General features: G+C 69.3%; 17 protein-coding genes, 1 pseudogene and 1 riboswitch. Of the genes and pseudogenes, 9 read left to right on the forward strand and 9 right to left on the reverse strand.

Annotated elements, in window-relative coordinates; all coding sequences use genetic code 11:
* Positions 1 to 33: 33 nt before the first annotated feature.
* Together QM806_RS18080 and QM806_RS18085 are read left to right on the forward strand one after the other, a co-directional pair.
* Positions 34 to 390: pseudogene (locus QM806_RS18080) on the forward strand (ATP-binding cassette domain-containing protein); the annotation flags it as partial.
* Positions 391 to 457: 67 nt separating this feature from the next.
* The gene (locus QM806_RS18085; protein WP_005572437.1) at positions 458 to 673 is read left to right on the forward strand and encodes an ATP-binding cassette domain-containing protein; all 216 of its coding nucleotides are present in this window, start codon (positions 458 to 460) and stop codon (positions 671 to 673) included.
* 92 nt (positions 674 to 765) lie between these two features.
* On the opposite strand, the gene QM806_RS18090 is transcribed toward QM806_RS18085, so the two are convergent.
* Positions 766 to 1,749: an alpha/beta hydrolase gene (locus QM806_RS18090; protein ID WP_240482885.1), complete on the reverse strand. Its 984-nt coding sequence runs from the start codon at positions 1,747 to 1,749 to the stop codon at positions 766 to 768.
* Between the two features lie 146 nt (positions 1,750 to 1,895).
* Positions 1,896 to 4,214, reverse strand: a complete 2,319-nt coding sequence (locus tag QM806_RS18095) for a helicase-associated domain-containing protein (protein WP_064080133.1) — start codon at positions 4,212 to 4,214, stop codon at positions 1,896 to 1,898.
* A 60-nt stretch (positions 4,215 to 4,274) separates the two neighbouring features.
* On the opposite strand from QM806_RS18095, the gene QM806_RS18100 reads away from it, so the two are divergent.
* Positions 4,275 to 4,463, forward strand: a complete 189-nt coding sequence (locus QM806_RS18100; RefSeq protein WP_025431899.1) for a hypothetical protein — start codon at positions 4,275 to 4,277, stop codon at positions 4,461 to 4,463.
* 67 nt (positions 4,464 to 4,530) lie between these two features.
* On the opposite strand, the gene QM806_RS18105 is transcribed toward QM806_RS18100, so the two are convergent.
* From QM806_RS18105 to QM806_RS18115, 3 genes are all read right to left on the reverse strand, one after another.
* Positions 4,531 to 5,112, reverse strand: a complete 582-nt coding sequence (locus tag QM806_RS18105; protein ID WP_005570332.1) for a transglycosylase family protein — start codon at positions 5,110 to 5,112, stop codon at positions 4,531 to 4,533.
* Between the two features lie 8 nt (positions 5,113 to 5,120).
* Positions 5,121 to 5,334: riboswitch (cyclic di-AMP (ydaO/yuaA leader) on the reverse strand.
* A gap of 234 nt (positions 5,335 to 5,568) precedes the next feature.
* Positions 5,569 to 5,946, reverse strand: coding sequence for a YccF domain-containing protein (locus tag QM806_RS18110; protein ID WP_005244158.1), 378 nt, complete (start codon positions 5,944 to 5,946; stop codon positions 5,569 to 5,571).
* A 30-nt stretch (positions 5,947 to 5,976) separates the two neighbouring features.
* Positions 5,977 to 6,216 carry a hypothetical protein gene (locus QM806_RS18115; protein ID WP_005255274.1) on the reverse strand — a complete coding sequence of 80 codons (240 nt, stop codon included), beginning with the start codon at positions 6,214 to 6,216 and terminating at the stop codon, positions 5,977 to 5,979.
* Positions 6,217 to 6,369: 153 nt separating this feature from the next.
* Here QM806_RS18115 and QM806_RS18120 point away from each other — a divergent pair, with 153 nt between their 5' ends.
* Complete coding sequence (locus QM806_RS18120; protein ID WP_005255275.1) at positions 6,370 to 6,780, forward strand: cold-shock protein; 411 nt, start codon at positions 6,370 to 6,372, stop codon at positions 6,778 to 6,780.
* 68 nt (positions 6,781 to 6,848) lie between these two features.
* On the opposite strand, the gene QM806_RS18125 is transcribed toward QM806_RS18120, so the two are convergent.
* From QM806_RS18125 to QM806_RS18135, 3 genes are all read right to left on the reverse strand, one after another.
* Positions 6,849 to 7,334 (reverse strand): DUF2771 domain-containing protein, encoded by a 486-nt coding sequence (locus QM806_RS18125; RefSeq protein ID WP_005572753.1) that lies wholly within the window; start codon positions 7,332 to 7,334, stop codon positions 6,849 to 6,851.
* A gap of 6 nt (positions 7,335 to 7,340) precedes the next feature.
* The gene (locus QM806_RS18130; protein ID WP_043793363.1) at positions 7,341 to 9,011 is read right to left on the reverse strand and encodes an MFS transporter; all 1,671 of its coding nucleotides are present in this window, start codon (positions 9,009 to 9,011) and stop codon (positions 7,341 to 7,343) included.
* Positions 9,012 to 9,082: 71 nt separating this feature from the next.
* Positions 9,083 to 9,877 carry a glutaminyl-peptide cyclotransferase gene (locus tag QM806_RS18135; RefSeq protein WP_283292283.1) on the reverse strand — a complete coding sequence of 265 codons (795 nt, stop codon included), beginning with the start codon at positions 9,875 to 9,877 and terminating at the stop codon, positions 9,083 to 9,085.
* A 38-nt stretch (positions 9,878 to 9,915) separates the two neighbouring features.
* Between QM806_RS18135 and QM806_RS18140 the strand changes: the two genes are divergently transcribed.
* From QM806_RS18140 to QM806_RS18150, 3 genes are read left to right on the forward strand one after another with little or no spacing between them, the layout of a single operon-like run.
* The gene (locus QM806_RS18140) at positions 9,916 to 10,785 is read left to right on the forward strand and encodes a DUF3027 domain-containing protein (RefSeq protein WP_039952938.1); all 870 of its coding nucleotides are present in this window, start codon (positions 9,916 to 9,918) and stop codon (positions 10,783 to 10,785) included.
* A 23-nt stretch (positions 10,786 to 10,808) separates the two neighbouring features.
* On the forward strand, positions 10,809 to 13,529 hold the full coding sequence (locus QM806_RS18145; RefSeq protein ID WP_051055221.1) for a sacsin N-terminal ATP-binding-like domain-containing protein: 2,721 nt from the start codon (positions 10,809 to 10,811) through the stop codon (positions 13,527 to 13,529).
* Positions 13,519 to 14,073, forward strand: coding sequence for a phosphatase PAP2 family protein (locus QM806_RS18150; RefSeq protein ID WP_005561570.1), 555 nt, complete (start codon positions 13,519 to 13,521; stop codon positions 14,071 to 14,073). The genes QM806_RS18145 and QM806_RS18150 overlap by 11 nt, the downstream gene beginning before the upstream one ends.
* On the opposite strand, the gene QM806_RS18155 is transcribed toward QM806_RS18150, so the two are convergent.
* A complete protein-coding gene (locus tag QM806_RS18155) occupies positions 14,070 to 14,318 on the reverse strand; it encodes a DUF2530 domain-containing protein (RefSeq protein WP_005244138.1) in 249 nt (82 codons plus the stop codon). The two genes, QM806_RS18150 and QM806_RS18155, sit on opposite strands and share 4 nt — an antisense overlap.
* 76 nt (positions 14,319 to 14,394) lie before the next feature.
* Here QM806_RS18155 and QM806_RS18160 point away from each other — a divergent pair, with 76 nt between their 5' ends.
* Together QM806_RS18160 and QM806_RS18165 are read left to right on the forward strand one after the other, a co-directional pair.
* Positions 14,395 to 15,849 (forward strand): NCS2 family permease, encoded by a 1,455-nt coding sequence (locus QM806_RS18160; protein WP_005255290.1) that lies wholly within the window; start codon positions 14,395 to 14,397, stop codon positions 15,847 to 15,849.
* Positions 15,850 to 15,882: 33 nt separating this feature from the next.
* Positions 15,883 to 16,314: an Rv0880 family HTH-type transcriptional regulator gene (locus QM806_RS18165; RefSeq protein ID WP_005244136.1), complete on the forward strand. Its 432-nt coding sequence runs from the start codon at positions 15,883 to 15,885 to the stop codon at positions 16,312 to 16,314.
* Positions 16,315 to 16,371 lie beyond the last annotated feature (57 nt).

Consider the following 16,371-nt stretch of genomic DNA (forward strand, 5'->3'; position numbering starts at 1 on the left):
GCGGTGATCGGACTCGGCCGACTGCGGGGTCTGATGCGGACACCGACCACCACGCCGCAGGCGGGCGAGCCGATCGTCCTCGACCGCCTCCAGGGCGGCATCGTGTTCGACGACGTCCATTTCGCGTACGAATCCGGCAAGGGAGAGGCGCTGCGAGGGGTGGCGCTTCGCATCGAACCGGGCGAGACGGTCGCCCTCGTCGGCCAGACCGGCGCGGGCAAGTCGACGGTGCTCAAGTTGCTCGCCCGGTTCTACGACCCCACCGACGGCGCGGTGCGGATCGACGGTATCGACACCCGGTCACTGGACCTCGCGTCGTTCCGGCAGCGACTCGGTGTCGTTCCGCAGGAGCCGCACCTGTTCGGCGCCACCGTCCGCGACGCCGTCGCCTACGGGCGCCCGGACGCGACCGACGCGGAGGTCGAGGCCGCCAGCCGAGCGGTCGGGGCCCCCCCAGATGGTGTCCCGGCTCGCCCTCGGCTACCTGCAGCCGATCGGGGAGCACGGGCGCAACCTGTCGGCCGGGCAACGTCAGTTGCTGGCCCTCGCCCGCGCCGAATTGGTGGACCCCGACATCCTGCTGCTGGACGAGGCCACGGCATCACTGGACCTGGCCACGGAGGAACGCGTCCGGCTCGCAACCGAGAACCTGTCCCGGCGGCGCACCGGTTGAGCACCGCGGCGCGAGCCTATGCGGCTTCGCCGCCCGTGAGTACTTATTAACCGCGGGACGTTAACAAGTACTCACGGGGCCGGAGGCCATGGTCAGGCGCCGATCGACGCCTTCATCATCGGCAACATGGCCCACAGCTGGTCCTGCCAGTAGCCCCAGCTGTGGGTTCCCGTCGCCGGAAAGTCGTAGTGCGCGGGGATGCCGAGGGTGTCGAGCCGCACCTGGAAGGCACGGTTCTGGGCCAGCGCGATGGCCTCGAGGCCCATGCCGGTTCCGACGTTGAACACGTCGATGGCGGATTGCGGCTGATCGTGCGGGCCGGGGAGGCCAGCGCCCGCCGAGATCCACATCGGCAGCCCGCGCATGAGGGGCGCCGCGACGAACGGGTCGTTGCGGAGCCACGCCGGATCCCACGGCGGGCCCCACATGCAGTCGGAGTTGTAGCCACCGGAGTCGAGCATCGCCAACCGGATCGCCTCACGCATGCCCGGCGCCGACAGGTTCAGATACCCCGACATCGAGCCCGCGAACGTGAACTGGTCGCGGTGGTAGGCGGCGAGGATCAACGCCGCGTTGCCGCCCATCGACAGCCCGGCGATGGCGTTGCTGGTACGGCTGATGCCGTAATTGTTCGCCAGGAAGTCGGGCAGGTTCTGCGTGAGGAACGACTCCCACTTGTACGTGTACGGCTGACCGTTGGTGTTGCTGGGCGCGTACCAGTCCGTGTAGAAGCTGGACTGTCCGCCGACCGGCTCGACGACCGTGATCCCGTGGTCGGACAGCCACGCGGCGTTGGTCTCGTGTTCCCACCCGCTGACGTCGTTGGTCGCGCGGAGGCCGTCGAGCAAATAGAGGGCCTTGTTGCTGCCGTTGTTCGCGAGCCACATCCGCACCTTGATCTGCCCGACCCCGCCGGGGGCGTCGACCCAGTGCTCGCGCAGACGGCTGTACGGGTCGGCGGAGGCCGTTCCGCCGCCGACGAGGACGAACGCCAGCGGCAGGATCACCACGGCAACCATGAGCCGGACGACGCCTCGTAACCAGCCATGTGACGGCTTCGTTGCTGTGCAAATCACGGTTCTGCCTCCTGGTAGTCGTCCCCGGCCAGGTACATACCAGCATCACGGTATTGCGCGCCCCGGAATTCCTGGGCGTTTGCGCAGAATCGTTATCTGACCCGTGAGTACTTGTTAACCGCCCGTGGTTGACAAGTACTCACGGGTCAGACGACGCGGGCGACGGACGTGATGCGGTGGAGGGTGAATCGCCGGACCGCGCCGCTCGCCGGATCGAACGCGTCGAGCTGACCGCCGCCGACACTCACGGGATCGACGATGCGGTGCGTCGCCACGCCCTGCGCGTCGACGTAACCGATCGTTACGCTCGTGCGTTCCCGCGCCGCGGCGTTGAGCAGGGCGATGGTCGCGGCGCTGCTGGCCCGCGACCCGTCGGACCGGACGCTGCCGGACCCCTTGGCCGACGCCGCCAGGTCACCGGCGCGGAGGGTCCGGACGACCGCGTCGAGCTGGGCGTCCGTGGCGACAGCCGGGGTGCGGCCCGCGGGAGCCTTGCGCCGGGTCAGGACCCGGGCGCCGCGGGGGCGCAGGTCGACCAGGGCGCCGGACGAGTCCTCGCCTGCGGGCGCGAAACCGGCCGCCCGCAGTTCGCCCAGCACTTCCCGGAGCGGTGCCTGCGACACCGCCACCGTCGGTGCCAACGCGCGCAGGGCCAGAGATGAAGCCACCGGCGACGCCAGGACCTCCGCGAGCAGTGTGGGGTCCTCGCAGCGGACGAACGACGCCGCGACGCCCGCCCGGAGCCGGCCGTGCCGTCTCGCGACGTCGTCGATCAGATACGACAGCGACTGCGGGACGGGTGTGCGTGACCGGGTCGCGAAGAGGCTGTGCAGTTCGGCTGCCGTCATCCCGACGTCGAGGGCGCGGCGGACGCTGTCTTCGCTGATCCGGTACATCGACGCCGCCCCGGCGGACTCGATGTCCGCGACCAGTGTGATCTGCTCCAGAAGATCGGGGGTCAGCGGGCCGGGGGCGACGACCGTCAGGTCGGCCTGGACGAGGACGTGGTCGACGGGTTCGGGCAGCGACGCGTGCATCTCGGCCTCGGCGTCGCCGCCGTGGAGCAGTGCGCGTCCGGGGGAACTGAGCGCGCCGCGGGCGACGAGTCCGAGCGTCGCGGCCTCGTCGAGGGTGCGTTCCACCGCGTGGACCCGCAGCCGGGCACCCCAGCGGGGGCGACGCCACGCCAGCAGCCGGCTGACCTCCGCGGGATCCGCCGAGTGGCCGCTGCCCAACTCCGCCAGCAGCCCGAGGATCGCCTGCCGGTCGCGCGGCGCGGACGGCGCGCGCACTTCCTCGGACAGGGCGGCGACCGGTTTGTCGTTGGCATCGCGCATGCCGATGAACCACGCCATGCGCGGCAGTTCCAGCCACGCGGCGGCCAGGGCGTGCCACCGCCGGGCGACCGGCGCAGTGAGCCAGTTGTCGACCGCGGTGGTCGGAGCCCAGTAGTTCTCCCCGCTGTCGGACGTCGGGGCCGGGTCCGGGGTGCCGCTCGCGATCAGTCCCGCGGCCGAGAGCAGCTCGACGAGTAGGCTCAGCCGGTTCTCGTCGATGCCGGACGTCTTGGCGATCCGCCGCAGTTCGCGGACACCGAGACCACCTGCCCGCAGCGCAGGCGCCGGCACCTCGCCGAGAGCCTTGACGACGTCCTCGCAGTGACGAACCAGTTCGAGCGCCTCACCTGCCGCGGCGGCGTTGATGTCGGCCGGCTTGTGCTTGCGGCCGGTCACGGTGGGCGCTGCCAGCGACGTGGGGTCGAAGACGGCCTCCCCGCGCAGGACCTGCCGCACCTGGTAGGGCAGTTCGACGGTTTCGTCGTCGATCCACCGCAGCAGCCCGGCGGCGAGGAGCCGCTGGACGGGACGGTCGGGGGGTGTTCCGGGAGCCGCGTCACGCGTCCGTCCGATCGAACTCGACTTCGACAGGGTCTCGAGGATGTCCCGCTCGACGCTCTGCAGTCCGGCCAGCGCGGCCGTGATCCCGGGTTCGTCGAGCGTCTCGACAGGCTCGGCGCTGCGCCCGACCCGCCACGGGATGGTGGCCACGACGGCGGGAACGATACGCAGCGACGTCTTGTCCCCCCAGACGATCCCCACGGACCGCAGGCCGTCCAGCGTCGCGTCGACGGTCTTCTTCGTCGCCCGCGAGCCCACCGCGTCCTGCAGGGTGGCCCGCGGCACGGCGACTTCGTCGGCCCGTTCGAGCGCCAGGAGCTCGAGGATGCCGAAGTCCAGGGACGTCAGGTTGTCGGCCGCGCGGGCCACCGATGCCCGCTGTTCGGCGCGGCCGGCGAGGACGACGATCGTGGCCGGCGGTGGAACCGCCAGGTCGGGGCGTTTGCGAAGCAGATCCGTCAGTTCGGCGTCGCTGCGCGCGGCCAGCCAGTCCGCGAGGGTCGCGGCGCCGCGGGACGAGGCTGCGGTGCCGTTGGTGCTCGCGGTGGTGTCGTCGGTGTCGGTCATCGACTATCAGATTAGAGACCTGGGCTGTACGTCGCCGAATGCTCCTGTCAAAATGGCACCGTGGCTAACAATTCGAAGAAGCAGTACGTGGATCCAGGGTGGCCCGAAACCGCCGATGGAGATAGCGCCGTGACCGAACTGTCGTCGAGCCGTGCGGGCGGATTGTCCCCGTTCGGCGAGGACACCGAGTTCCCGCTGCCGGCGGACTCACTGCCGTACGCGCATCCGCACACCGTGATCAACCGCTGACCCGACGACAGAAGAGGGGCCCTGCACCGGATCGGTGCAGGGCCCCTCTTCTGTGAATTGCGGGGGATTACTGCGGGAGCAGTCCCTTGTTCGCGTCGATGAGCTGCAGGATCTGGGGATCGATCGCGATGCCCTGAGCCTTGACGGCCTCGATCGCGCTGTCGACGGCACCGGCGTACTGCGAGGTGCCGTTGGTGCTGGGGACGCCGCCCGTGAGGTCGGGGAGTGCCGGCGCCGCGGGGGCCTCGGGCACGGTTGCGGGGGCGGTGCGCTGGGTGGGTGCGCTGCTCAGGCCGAGGCTCGAGGAGCAGGACGGCCAAGCGCCCCAGCCCTGGGAGTCGAGGACCTTCTCGGCGACGACGATCTGCTCTTCACGCGAGGCCTGGTTGGCGGTGGCCGCGTACTGGGTTCCACCGTGTGCGTTCCACGTGCTCGGGGAGAACTGGAGTCCGCCCTGGAAGCCGTTTCCGGTGTTGATTCCCCAGTTTCCGCCGGACTCGCACTGCGCGAGGCGGTCCCAGTCGGAGTCGGGTGCCGCGTTCGCGGTGCCCGAGAAGGCTGCTCCGGCGACGCCCATGATGGCGCCGGTGACGGCGACCTTGGCGACGGTGCGGCCGGTGGTGGTGGGCTTGCGATGGCGTCCGCTCATAGTGGTCGAGATCCTCTCCACACGCGCCTGCGAGGTCAGCTGTCGGGTTCGGGCTGAGAGGTCGCCCGGCCTCGCCTCTCCTGGCTGGAGAGGGTCTGGCTTCACCCCAAGATCCGAGTGTGCGAGGCACATTCGGATCGGTGTCCGTCTGAGAACTTGCGTTCCCTGGAGGACTTTGGGTCCCCCGTCCTCGTCCCTGGAATGCTTCGTCGGGACTCCGGTACCCGCGGGACGAGGCTTGGCGCGGCGGGCCGGATGTGGCCGATGTTTCCTCGGCCGGTGACGACGGTAACGGTCCGAGGCCGCAGTGTCACCATTTGATAACGCGGAGTGTCTTCGCCTGTTGCGGGGCCTCATTGGGCGCGCAGGGACTCTTCCCAGCTAGTGGCGACAAGACGTCCGTATCGCCGAGCCGTTGCCCTTCCGTTACCGAGCCGTTATGTGAGGAAGCTCACATCACTGGGGAGCGTCGACGATGTCCTTGCCGAGGGGCATGAGCGAGATGGGGATCATCTTGAGATTTGCGACCGCGAGCGGGATACCGATGATCGTGATCGCCATGGCGATTGCCGTCACGACGTGCCCGATCGCGAGCCACAGACCAGCGATGACGAACCAGATGACGTTGCCGATCAGCGAGGCCACACCGGCCGTCGGCTTGTCGACCACCGTCTTGCCGAACGGCCACAGTGCGTAGACGCCGACCCGGAACGACGCGATGCCGAACGGGATCGTAATGATCAGGATGCAGCAGAGGATTCCGGCGACGAAGTACCCCAGCGCCAGCCACAGACCGCCGAAGATCAGCCAGATGATGTTGAGCAGAATTCTCATGATCGTCCCATCGGTCGGTGGTCGGATGTGTCAGCGCGAGCGTCGGCCCTGCCTCAGTGCCGCGACGATTCCGAGAAGGAAGCCGATCGGGCACGCCAGGGCGATGAGATAGAGAACGAGGCCCGGTTCGGAATCGGAGAGCACCGGGGTCAGGAAGATCGCCACGATCGCGACGAAGCCGATCGCGAAGAGGGCGAGTGCGACGCGCAGGAGTCCGTCGCCCCTCCGGGGTGTCTGAGGAGTGCTCGAAGGAGTCGGTTCGTGGGCCACACCAGCAACGATAGTGCCTGGAAACCCGGATGCCGGAGGGGGTCTGTCCAAGGTAGACTGTGGGCACTGCGCGTCCCGCACCAGAGGTGGGGCGCGCTGTTTTGCATACCAAGTGCAACCAACTGCACTCCAAGTGATGAGCGGGTGAACGCGGTGCCGACCGGCAAGGTGAAGTGGTACGACGTCGAAAAGGGCTTCGGCTTTCTGTCGCAGGAAGAAGGGGAGGACGTCTATGTGCGTTCGTCCGCTCTTCCCGAGGGCGTCGAGGGCCTCAAGGCCGGCCAGCGTGTCGAGTTCGGCATGGCCGCCGGTCGACGCGGCCCCCAGGCTCTGAGCCTGAAGGTGCTCGACCCGGCGCCGTCGCTGCGTCAGAACGCCGCGCGCAAGGAGCCGTCCGCCAAGAAGCACACGCCGGACGAACTCCACGGCATGGTCGAGGACATGATCACGCTGCTCGAGGCGAAGGTCCAGCCCGACCTGCGCAAGGGCAAGTACCCGGACCGCAAGACCGCCCAGCGCATCTCCGAGGTGGTCCGCGCCGTCGCGCGCGAGCTCGACAGCTGATTCGACGAACGACGAGAAGGGCCTCCGCGCATCGGTGCGCGGAGGCCCTTCTCGTGTGAGCGGCTCGGTCAGGCCGTCTTGATCGACCAGGCGGCCCGCGCCTGCGTGAGCCCCTGCTCGTCGATGACGGCGGACGGCAACTGGATCTCGACGCCTGCCAGCTGCAGGTCCTCCGACGACGGCACGGTCACGGCGCGGGTCTCACCGGCACGGTGAGCCTGTTGCTGGACGACGACCTGCCCCGATGCGTCCTGGTACACGACGAGCATGCGCCACGGTGCATCGACGATCTCCTGCGGCAGCGACAGCTGCAGCGAGGAGCCGGGGGGCACGTCGAGTTCGGCGAGGTCGCCGGTCGTGCAGTCCTCGAGATACAGGTTGCAGTACGCCAGCGGGGGGATCTGCTCGGCCCGGTTGTGCGCGAAGGCGGTGATCTCGGGCAGGCGGGGCGAGGAATTGCGGATGAGCGCGTACATGACTCCGACGAAGGCCACCAGGACCACCATCAGGCCCACCGCAATCAGTGCCAGGATCTTCTTGGTTCGCGCCTGCATTCTCACTTACTTCACATTTCCTGTCGATCGGTCGGCCCGGTGGGTCGAGTGGGGCTCGGACACTTCTTGTTCGGCCAGGTCGGGACGTTTTCCGCCGAGCCCGGGCAGGAGGGTGCTCCCGCGGTACGTGAGGACGGTCTGGACGAGGCCGATGGTCATGACGGCAGAGACGACGGAGAACCCGATCCAGTATTCAGTGGGCAGCAGGACGCCCAGCGCGCCACCCACGACCCAGCTCAGCTGTAGAACCGTCTCCGATCTACCGAATCCGGACGCGATCGATTCCTCGGGCAGGTCGTGCTGCAACGACGCGTCCAGCGACACCTTGGCCAGGGCGCTGGCCGCCGACGCGACGAGGGTGGCCAGGGCGGCGGTCAGCAGGTTGTCGGTGATCGCGGCGAGGACGGCGATGACCCACACGGCACCCGTGCAGCGCAGCACGATGAGGGCGGGACGGCCGAGCTTGATCCGGGCACCCGCGGCGTTGCCGGTGAAGTTGCCGATGCCGGCGGCGGCGCCGACCAGACCGAGCATCGCGGCCTGCACCAGCGGCTCGTGGTCGGTCCTCGACTTCGCGACGAACGCGATGTACAGCGTGAGGAACCCGGTGAGCACGCGGATGGTGCTGTTGCCCCACAACCCGGTGATGACCGCGCGGCCCAGCGGTTGCCTGCGTTTACCGGATTTCGCCGTGGCCGCGGCCTCGGGTTGCAGCACGCGGGTGCGTCCCAGCACCTCGGTGGGGTGCTCGTCGCCATGATACGTGAGGGTGGCGGGGACCTCGCCCTCGGTGACCTCCACCCACGACGGGATCCGCATGCTGAGGTACGCGCCGAGGGCGGTGATGACCGCCGCCAGCCACAGCGCGCCGACGGATCCGGTGGCCATGGCGAGACCACCCGCGAGGGCGCCGGCACCGATGGTTCCGCCGAGCAGTCCGAACACGGTGAGCCGGGAGTTGACTCGCACCAGGTCGATCTCCGGTGGCAGCACACGTGGTGTGACCGCGCTCTTGAGCACCGAGAAGGACTTGCTGAGCACCATCATTCCGAGCGCGGCCGGATACAGCACCCAGCTGTCGAAGTTGAAGACGAGGACGATCGCCAGGATCGTCCGGAGACCGAACGACGTGGCCAGTGCGACGCGACGGCCGTGCTGAAGCCGGTCGAGCATCGGACCGATCAGTGGAGCGATGACGGCGAACGGGGCGATGGTGATCAGAAGGTACAGCGCGACCTTCGTCTTGTCTTCGCCCGTCGCGGCCGAGAAGAACAGTGTGTTCGCCAGGGCGACGGCAATGGCCGCGTCGGTCGCGTTGTTGGCCATCACCGCGTAGGTGAGCGCGGTGAGCCCCGACTTGTCCGCACCGTCCGCCTTGGCCGCGCGATGGAACGTCGCGATGCCCTTGTTGGTGAGTTCCCGGCTGCGCATTGCCGCGACCCGGGTGACGGTGAGTTTGCGCGGCATCGGCGGCGCCTTGGGGGCGTCGGCCCGCTCCTCGTCGGAACGGGGACGCTGCCCGCCGCCGACCGGATGGAGGGGTGGGAGCGGTGTGCGTCGACCTCCCGAACGTGCGGCGGGCGGGTATTTGTCGTAGCCGGGATGAACGGGGGGCCCGGAATTCTCGTCAGGAGCCCGACCGCCGTCAGGCTCGTAGGGTTCGCGCGGTCCGGTCACTCCCTAATTCTGTCCTAGTCGGGAGACATGCGACCACAGCAACCCCGGCCAATGCTGGTCAGATCGGCCTGTCAGGGAACGAACCGCACCTCGAACATGCGCGGCCAGTACTTTCCGGTGACGAGGAAGCGGTCCGTTCCCGGGATCTGGGCGATGCCGTTGAGGACGTCGACGTCCCGCGGGCCGGGCGGAAGGGCGTCGCGGACGGCGGAGGCGTCGATCTCCGCGGTGACCCGCCCGTCCGAGGGATGGATGCGGACGAGGGTGTCGGTGGTCCAGATGTTCGCGTAGATCGTACCGTCGTCCGCGCATTCGAGTTCGTTGAGGCCGGCCAGCGGGCTTCCGTCCTGCACCGCCTGCACGGTGCGCCGGGGTTCGAACGTGACCGGGTCGCGGAACGTGAGGGTGGGTGAGCCGTCACTGGTGACGAGCGCGTCGGGCACTGCGCAGATGCCCCACCCTTCGCCGTCGAACGGGACACGCCGCTGTTCGGCGAGTGTCGCGCGATCCCGGGCGACGGCCACCCCGTCACGCCACGTCAGCTGCCAGATCGTGTCGCCGCTCACCGTGATGCCCTCGCCGAACAGGGGAGACGGCAATTCGGCACGCATCCGGACGGTGCCGCTGTCGAGGTCGGTGGCCTGCACCCAGGACTCGCCGGGCCGGCCGGTGCCCTCGAGCAACTCGATGCCGTCGATCTCGAGTCCCTGGGTGAACGCATTCGGGTCGTGGTCGAGGGTGCGGACGATCTCCACGTGAAGGTCCGCGTCGGACGCGTCCGCCGCCACGGGACTCTCCGGGGAGCACGCGGTGACCATCCACGCCACCGCGAGCAGGGCTGGGACGAGGTGCCTCCGGCCGGTCATCGGACCAGCATGACAGCCCAGGTGGGCACGCACTTGCGGTGGTGCGGCAAACTGGTGGTGTGAGTGTTGCTTCTTCCGACGAGCGCGCAGTGGCGCGTCCCGTACTGACCGACGCCGTCGAGCTCGCCCGAACCGCCTTGGTCGAACTGCAGGAAGGGGGAGTCGGCGACTACCTGGGCGTCACGTCCGAGGACGCGTGCGCCGCGACTCACCGTTTCGTTGCGGACCTTCCGGGCTACCGGGGCTGGCAGTGGGCGGTGGTGGTGGCTGCCGATCCCGAAGCGGACCATGCCACCGTCAGCGAACTCGCCCTCCTCCCCGGACCCGATGCGCTGGTCGCACCCGAATGGATCCCGTGGGACCAGCGCATCCGCCCCGGCGACCTGTCCGCGGGCGATCTGCTGGCACCGCCGGCCGGTGACCCCCGCCTGGTCCCGGGCTATATGGCGACGGGTGACCCCGAGATCGACGAGACCGCCCTCGAACTCGGCCTGGGCCGCAAGCAGGTGATGAGCCTCGAAGGCCGCGTCGACGCTGCCGAACGCTGGCACGACGGCGACTACGGCCCCGATTCCGAGATGGCCAAGGCCGCGCCGTCGACGTGCGGGCTGTGCGGCTTCTACCTCCCGCTCGCCGGTTCGCTGCACGCGTCGTTCGGGGTGTGCGGCAACGAGATGGCCGCCGACGGGCACGTGGTCGACGCGACCTACGGTTGCGGTGCCCACTCCGACACCCTGCTGCCTTCGGGTGCCGGTTCGCCGCAATTCGACGCCTACGACGACGGCGCCGTCGAGGTCGTCGAGCGGGCCGTCGCCGAGACGGACACCGAGGCCGAATCCGAGTCGCGGCCCGAGCCCGAAGCCGTTGCCGAGGTCACCGAGGCCGAGGAATCCGCATCGACCAGCTAGCCGATCCTTTCGGCACCGCCGCCCTGAGGGATTCGACGCTTCTGGCGTGGCGAACGTCCCCGACCCGTCTGCGGGAGGACGCGGCGGCCGAATCCGATCTGGCGCGCGCCGGCTACCGCGACCGGCTCCTCACCGAGCTCGCGCAGAACGCCGCCGACGCCGCCGCCCGCGCCGAAGTACCCGGTGAGCTGTCCGTGCAACTCGACGGCCGCGTCCTGAGCGTGTCCAACACGGGCACCCCGCTGGACGAGCCCGGAGTCCAGGCGCTGGTCGCGTTGCGGGCGTCGAACAAGTCCGGGACGACCGTCGGCCGCTACGGCGTCGGCTTCACGGCGGTGCTGTCGGTGAGCGACGAGGTCGAACTGCGGTCGACGTCCGGTTCGGTGCTGTTCTCCGGGGAACGGACGAGGTCGGAACTCCGGGAACTCGACGGTGCGGACCCGGGAGCGGACGTGCCTGCCCTGCGGCTGGCGTGGCCGACGGAGAACCGCCCGGCCGCAGGCGCGGCCTCGGAAGTCGTATTGACGCTGCGCGAGGACGTGGACGGTGAGTCGCTGCTCGCCTACATGGCCCGCGAGGCACCCGACCTCCTGCTCGAACTCCCGGCACTCGTCTCGATCACCGTGGGCGACAAGCAGTTCCGTAGACGCGAACGACCACTCGATTCCGGGTTGACCGAGGTCGCGATCGGCGACGACCGCTGGTGGCAGTACGAGTCCGGGCGGGCACGCTGGCTCGTCCCGGTGCGCGACGGCGTCGTCTCACCCGTGACGGAGGACGTCCTGCGCGCCCCCACACGGTCGGACGAGGAACTGTCGATACCCGCGATCCTCGTCGCGGACATCGCCATGCAACCCGACCGCAGGCGCATCCTGCCCGGCGCGTCGACCGCCGAGTTGGCGTCCGGATACGCCGAGTTCGTGGCCGCGGTGCCGCCCGAGCAGCGACTGTCGCTGGTTCCCGTTCCCGCGTTCGCACGCAGCGAGGTGGACTCGGCGTTGCGGGACCATCTCGTCACCGAACTGCGGGAGCAGCCCTGGCTGCCGACTGTCGGTGGTACGAACAAGGCCCCGGTTCGGGCGTCCGTGGTCCCCGGGCTCACCGAGGAACTCGCCGAACTCCTCACCGAGATCGTCGACGGCCTCGTCGTCCCGGATCTGTCCGGGCCGCGCTGGGCGCCCGCGCTGGCCGCCGTCGACGCCCACCGCCTCGGCCTGGCGCGCCTCACCGAACTTCTCAGTGGCATCGAGCGGACACCATCCTGGTGGCAGCGCCTGTACGCGGCGCTCGAACCGCTGGCCGTCGACGCCCTCGCGGCGGAGGAACTGGCGTCGATCCCGGTTCCGCTGTCCGACGGCCGCACGGTGACCGGTCCGCGAACGGTGTTGCTGGGGCACGACATCGACGGCGTCCTGGGGGTCGACTGGACGCGGCTCGTCCACCCGGATGCCGCGCACCCGCTACTGTCGCGGCTCGGCGCGAAGACCGCCACGGCCGTCGACCTGCTCTCGGATCCGGCGTTGCGGGCCGAGATCGAGGACCTCGACCCCGACGACGCGGCGGCGGCAGAAGAACTGTCGACCGCGGTGCTCGCACTCGCCGGGCGCGTCGACCCCGGCACCCTGCCGTCGTGGCTCGGCCAGCTGCCCCTGCCGGATGTCGACGGGGAGTTGCGCGGTGCGGACGAATTGCTGTTGCCCGGTGCGCCTCTCGCCGACGTCCTGGTGGACGACTCACCGTTCACGTGCGTCGACGCCGCGTTCGCCGAGCGGGTGGGGGAGGACGCCCTCCGCGCCGTGGGTGTCGGCTGGGGTTTCACCGTGCTGCGCACCGAACTCCCCACCGGCCCCGATCACGACCTCGACGACGAGGACCGCTGGTGGGACACGCTCGACGACGACCCCGACGAGATCGGGGCGGTGCGCGACCTGGACCTGGTGGACGAGGACCGCTGGCCGCAGGCGCTGACGATGCTCGCCCGGGACCCGTCGACGCGTCCGCTGCTCGCCGACCGCGCCGGGTACACGGCCTGGTGGCTGCGTCACAACGCGGAGTTGGACCGTCAGGTGCTCGGTCTGCTCCGCGATCCCACCGACGAGACGTTCGCCGGACTGCTCGACCCCGTCGAGCACCCGGAATCCGCCGTGTTCGCGGCGGCCCTGGCGCCGTCGACGGTCGACTCTCCCGAACTCGCGCAGCTACTCCTGGATCGACTGGCCGATCCGGACCGCGAACCGAGCCCGGCGGTGATCGCGCGGGCGCACAGCCTGCTCGCGGCCGCCGCGGCCGCCCATCTTCTCGACCTCGAGGAACTTCACCTGCCCGAACACGTGCGCGGCCTGACGGGCGCACTCGTCGACCCCGGCGACGCCCTGGTGCTGGACGCACCGTGGCTGGCCGCCGCGGTGCCGCGCGAGCGCCTGGTGGTGGGAAGCCTGGACACCGCCGAGGCTCTCGCCGATCTGCTGGACCTCCCCCTCGCGTCCGCGGCGATCCGCGGCACCGTCACCGGTTCCGGCCGTGAATCCTCATGGGACCGCGAACCCGCCGCCGTGCTCGCCTTCGCCGCACTCGGCCGCGACCTGCCGCACGGTCCCGTCGTCGTCCATCCCCGGCTCACGGTGAAGCTCACGGGCGCGGTCGACACCGAGATCGCGGTCCCGTGGTGGGTGGACGAGCAGGGAACCCCCCATTGCTCCGAGTCGTGGGCCGAAGGCACGTGGGGCGCCGCCGGTGTCGTTTGACCAGAGCGTGCTCGACAGTGCCGTCGGAGAGCGCGCACCGTGGTTGATCGACGTCGTCACCGTCGTCACGCACAGCGGCGGAACGGTCGCGGCCTGGATCGTGTCCACCGTCCTGACGATCGCCCTCCTGCTCCGGGACCGTCGGCGCGAAGCCGTCCTCGTGGCCGGCGCGATGCTGTCGGGCCTGGCCGTGATGACCACGCTCAAGAACCTGTTCGAGCGGCACCGCCCGCCACTGCCGGATCGGCTGGTGGAGATCTCGACGTTCTCGTTCCCGTCCGGGCACGCGATGATGACCGCGATCCTCGCGAGCGTTCTCGTCGCCGTGACCCTCCGGGTGGTGCTGGTGGGGTACGTCCGAATCGCGCTGGTCGTGCTGCTGGTGCTGTACACGCTGGCGGTGGGGCTGTCGCGCGTCTACCTCGCCGCGCACTGGATGACCGACGTCCTCGCCGGGTGGGCGTTCGGCGCGTTCTGGGCGGCCTTCTGGATCCTGCTGACCCGCACCCGGCCCCGCCGAACCCTGACCTCGAGCGAGATCTAGAGCAGTCCCTGCTGTGCCCCGCGGCTGCCGCGCCGGGCCGCCCGCCGCTGCAACGCGAACAATCCGTAGCCGAGGAATCCGACGACGACCCCCGCTATACACGTCGGAAGCGCATCCGACCACCGATCGCCCGTGACGATCACCACGACGGCCGCGACCGCCCACGCCAGCGTTCCCAGTATCAGCGCAGGTCGCGGGTCGGCGAGGCGCTGAGTGAGGGGTGGGCGATCTGCGGATTCGTTCACCGAATGAACGCTACCCTCGCCGTGGTGCCCTAATCTCCAAGGGCGACGCGCGACTTCTGGCGATGGGGACTGAACAATGGGTGCTGCTCCGAAACTGCTCGACAACTACTTCAAGATCACCGAGCGTGGTTCGACGGTAGGAGCGGAGGTCCGCGGCGGAGTGGTGACGTTCGTCGCGATGGCATACATCGTGGTGCTGAACCCGCTCATCCTCGGTAGTTTCTCGGCCGACGACGCCGTCGCGAAGACCGACGTCCTCGGCAACATCCTCCCCGTCAACCAGGTGGCCGCGGTCACGGCCCTGGTGGCGGGACTGATGAGCATCGTGTTCGGGGTCGTCGCGAACTATCCCTTCGCGATCGCGGCGGGCCTCGGCATCAACAGTCTTCTCGCCGTCACCATCGCACCGCAGGTCACCTGGCCCGAGGCGATGGGCCTCGTGGTGATCGACGGTGTCATCATCGTCGTGTTGGCGCTCACCGGATTCCGGACGGCCGTCTTCAATGCCATTCCGGCCGAGCTCAAATCCGCCATCGCCGCCGGTATCGGCATGTTCATCGCGTTCATCGGTCTCGTCGACGCCGGGTTCGTGCGGCGCATCCCGGACGCCGCCGGCACCACCGTCCCCGTCGGCCTGGGCATCAACGGATCGATCTCCTCCTGGCCGACCGTGACGTTCGTATTCGGTGTGCTGCTGATGGGTGTCCTGGTGGTGCGCAAGGTGCGCGGCGGTCTGCTCATCGGCATCGTCGTCACCACCGTGCTGGCCGCGATCATCGAGGCCGTCGCCGGTGTCGGACCGTCGCTGGGCGTGAACCCTTACGGCTGGAACCTCAGTGTCCCGGCCGCACCCGATGTGCTGGCGGAACTTCCGGATCTCAGCCTCGTCGGAGACGTCAGCATCTTCGGCGCGTTCACCCGCATCGGCGTACTCGCGGCCAGCCTGCTGGTGTTCACGCTGGTGCTCGCCAACTTCTTCGACGCCATGGGCACGATGACCGGGCTCGGCAAGGAGGCGGGCCTCACCGACGAGGACGGCAACCTGCCCAACATCGGACGGGCCCTGGTCGTCGAGGGCACCGGTGCCATCGTCGGTGGCGGCGCGTCGGCGTCGTCCAACACCGTGTTCGTGGAATCCGCCTCGGGTATTGCCGAGGGCGCCCGCACCGGACTCGCGAATGTGGTGACGGGACTGCTGTTCCTGGCCGCGATGTTCCTGACCCCGCTGTATTCGGTGGTGCCGATCGAGGCCGCCGCGCCGGCACTGGTCGTGGTGGGCGCGATGATGATCGGTCAGGTCCGCGACATCGATTTCACCCAGTTCTCGATCGCGTTGCCCGCGTTCCTCACCATCGCCGTCATGCCGTTCACGTACTCGATCGCCAACGGCATCGGCGTCGGATTCGTGTCGTGGGTCGTGCTCAATGCTGCGAGCGGTGGTATCAAGAAGATTCACCCGTTGATGTGGGTGGTGGCGCTTCTCTTCGTGGCCTACTTCGCGGTCGGTCCGATCACCGACGCAGTAACGTAAACGGCGGCCGATCGGTCCCGTATTGTCATTCCCGTGACCACGGATACGCGAGCACTCGCCAGCGACCTCTCCCTGGCTGTCGTGCGCCTCACGCGTCACCTGCGTGGGCGCCGCGTCGACGCCCAGGTATCGCTGACCCAGCTGTCGGCTCTGGCCACCCTTGCCCGCGACGGCGCCATGACGCCGGGCAATCTCGCGGCTCGTGAGAAGGTGCAGCCACCGTCGATGACCCGGGTCATCGCGTCGCTGGTCGAACTGGGGCTGGTCGAGCGGGCACCGCATCCCACCGACGGACGGCAGATCATCGTCACGCTGTCGGATGCCGGTCACGCGCTGATCGCCGACGAGACCCACGCCCGCGAGGCATGGATGAACGAGCGGCTGTCCGGGCTCGACGAGGCTCAGCTGAAGACCCTCCGCGACGCCGTCGGCATCATCACGTCCATCGTCGCCGACTCGGAGTAGTCCGAACGGCCGCCTGCAGTCCCCACCCGTACAACGGCATTCGCCTGCCCGAACCCC

Source organism: Rhodococcus sp. IEGM 1351 (genome assembly GCF_030056875.1).
Lineage (GTDB): Bacteria > Actinomycetota > Actinomycetes > Mycobacteriales > Mycobacteriaceae > Rhodococcus_F > Rhodococcus_F opacus.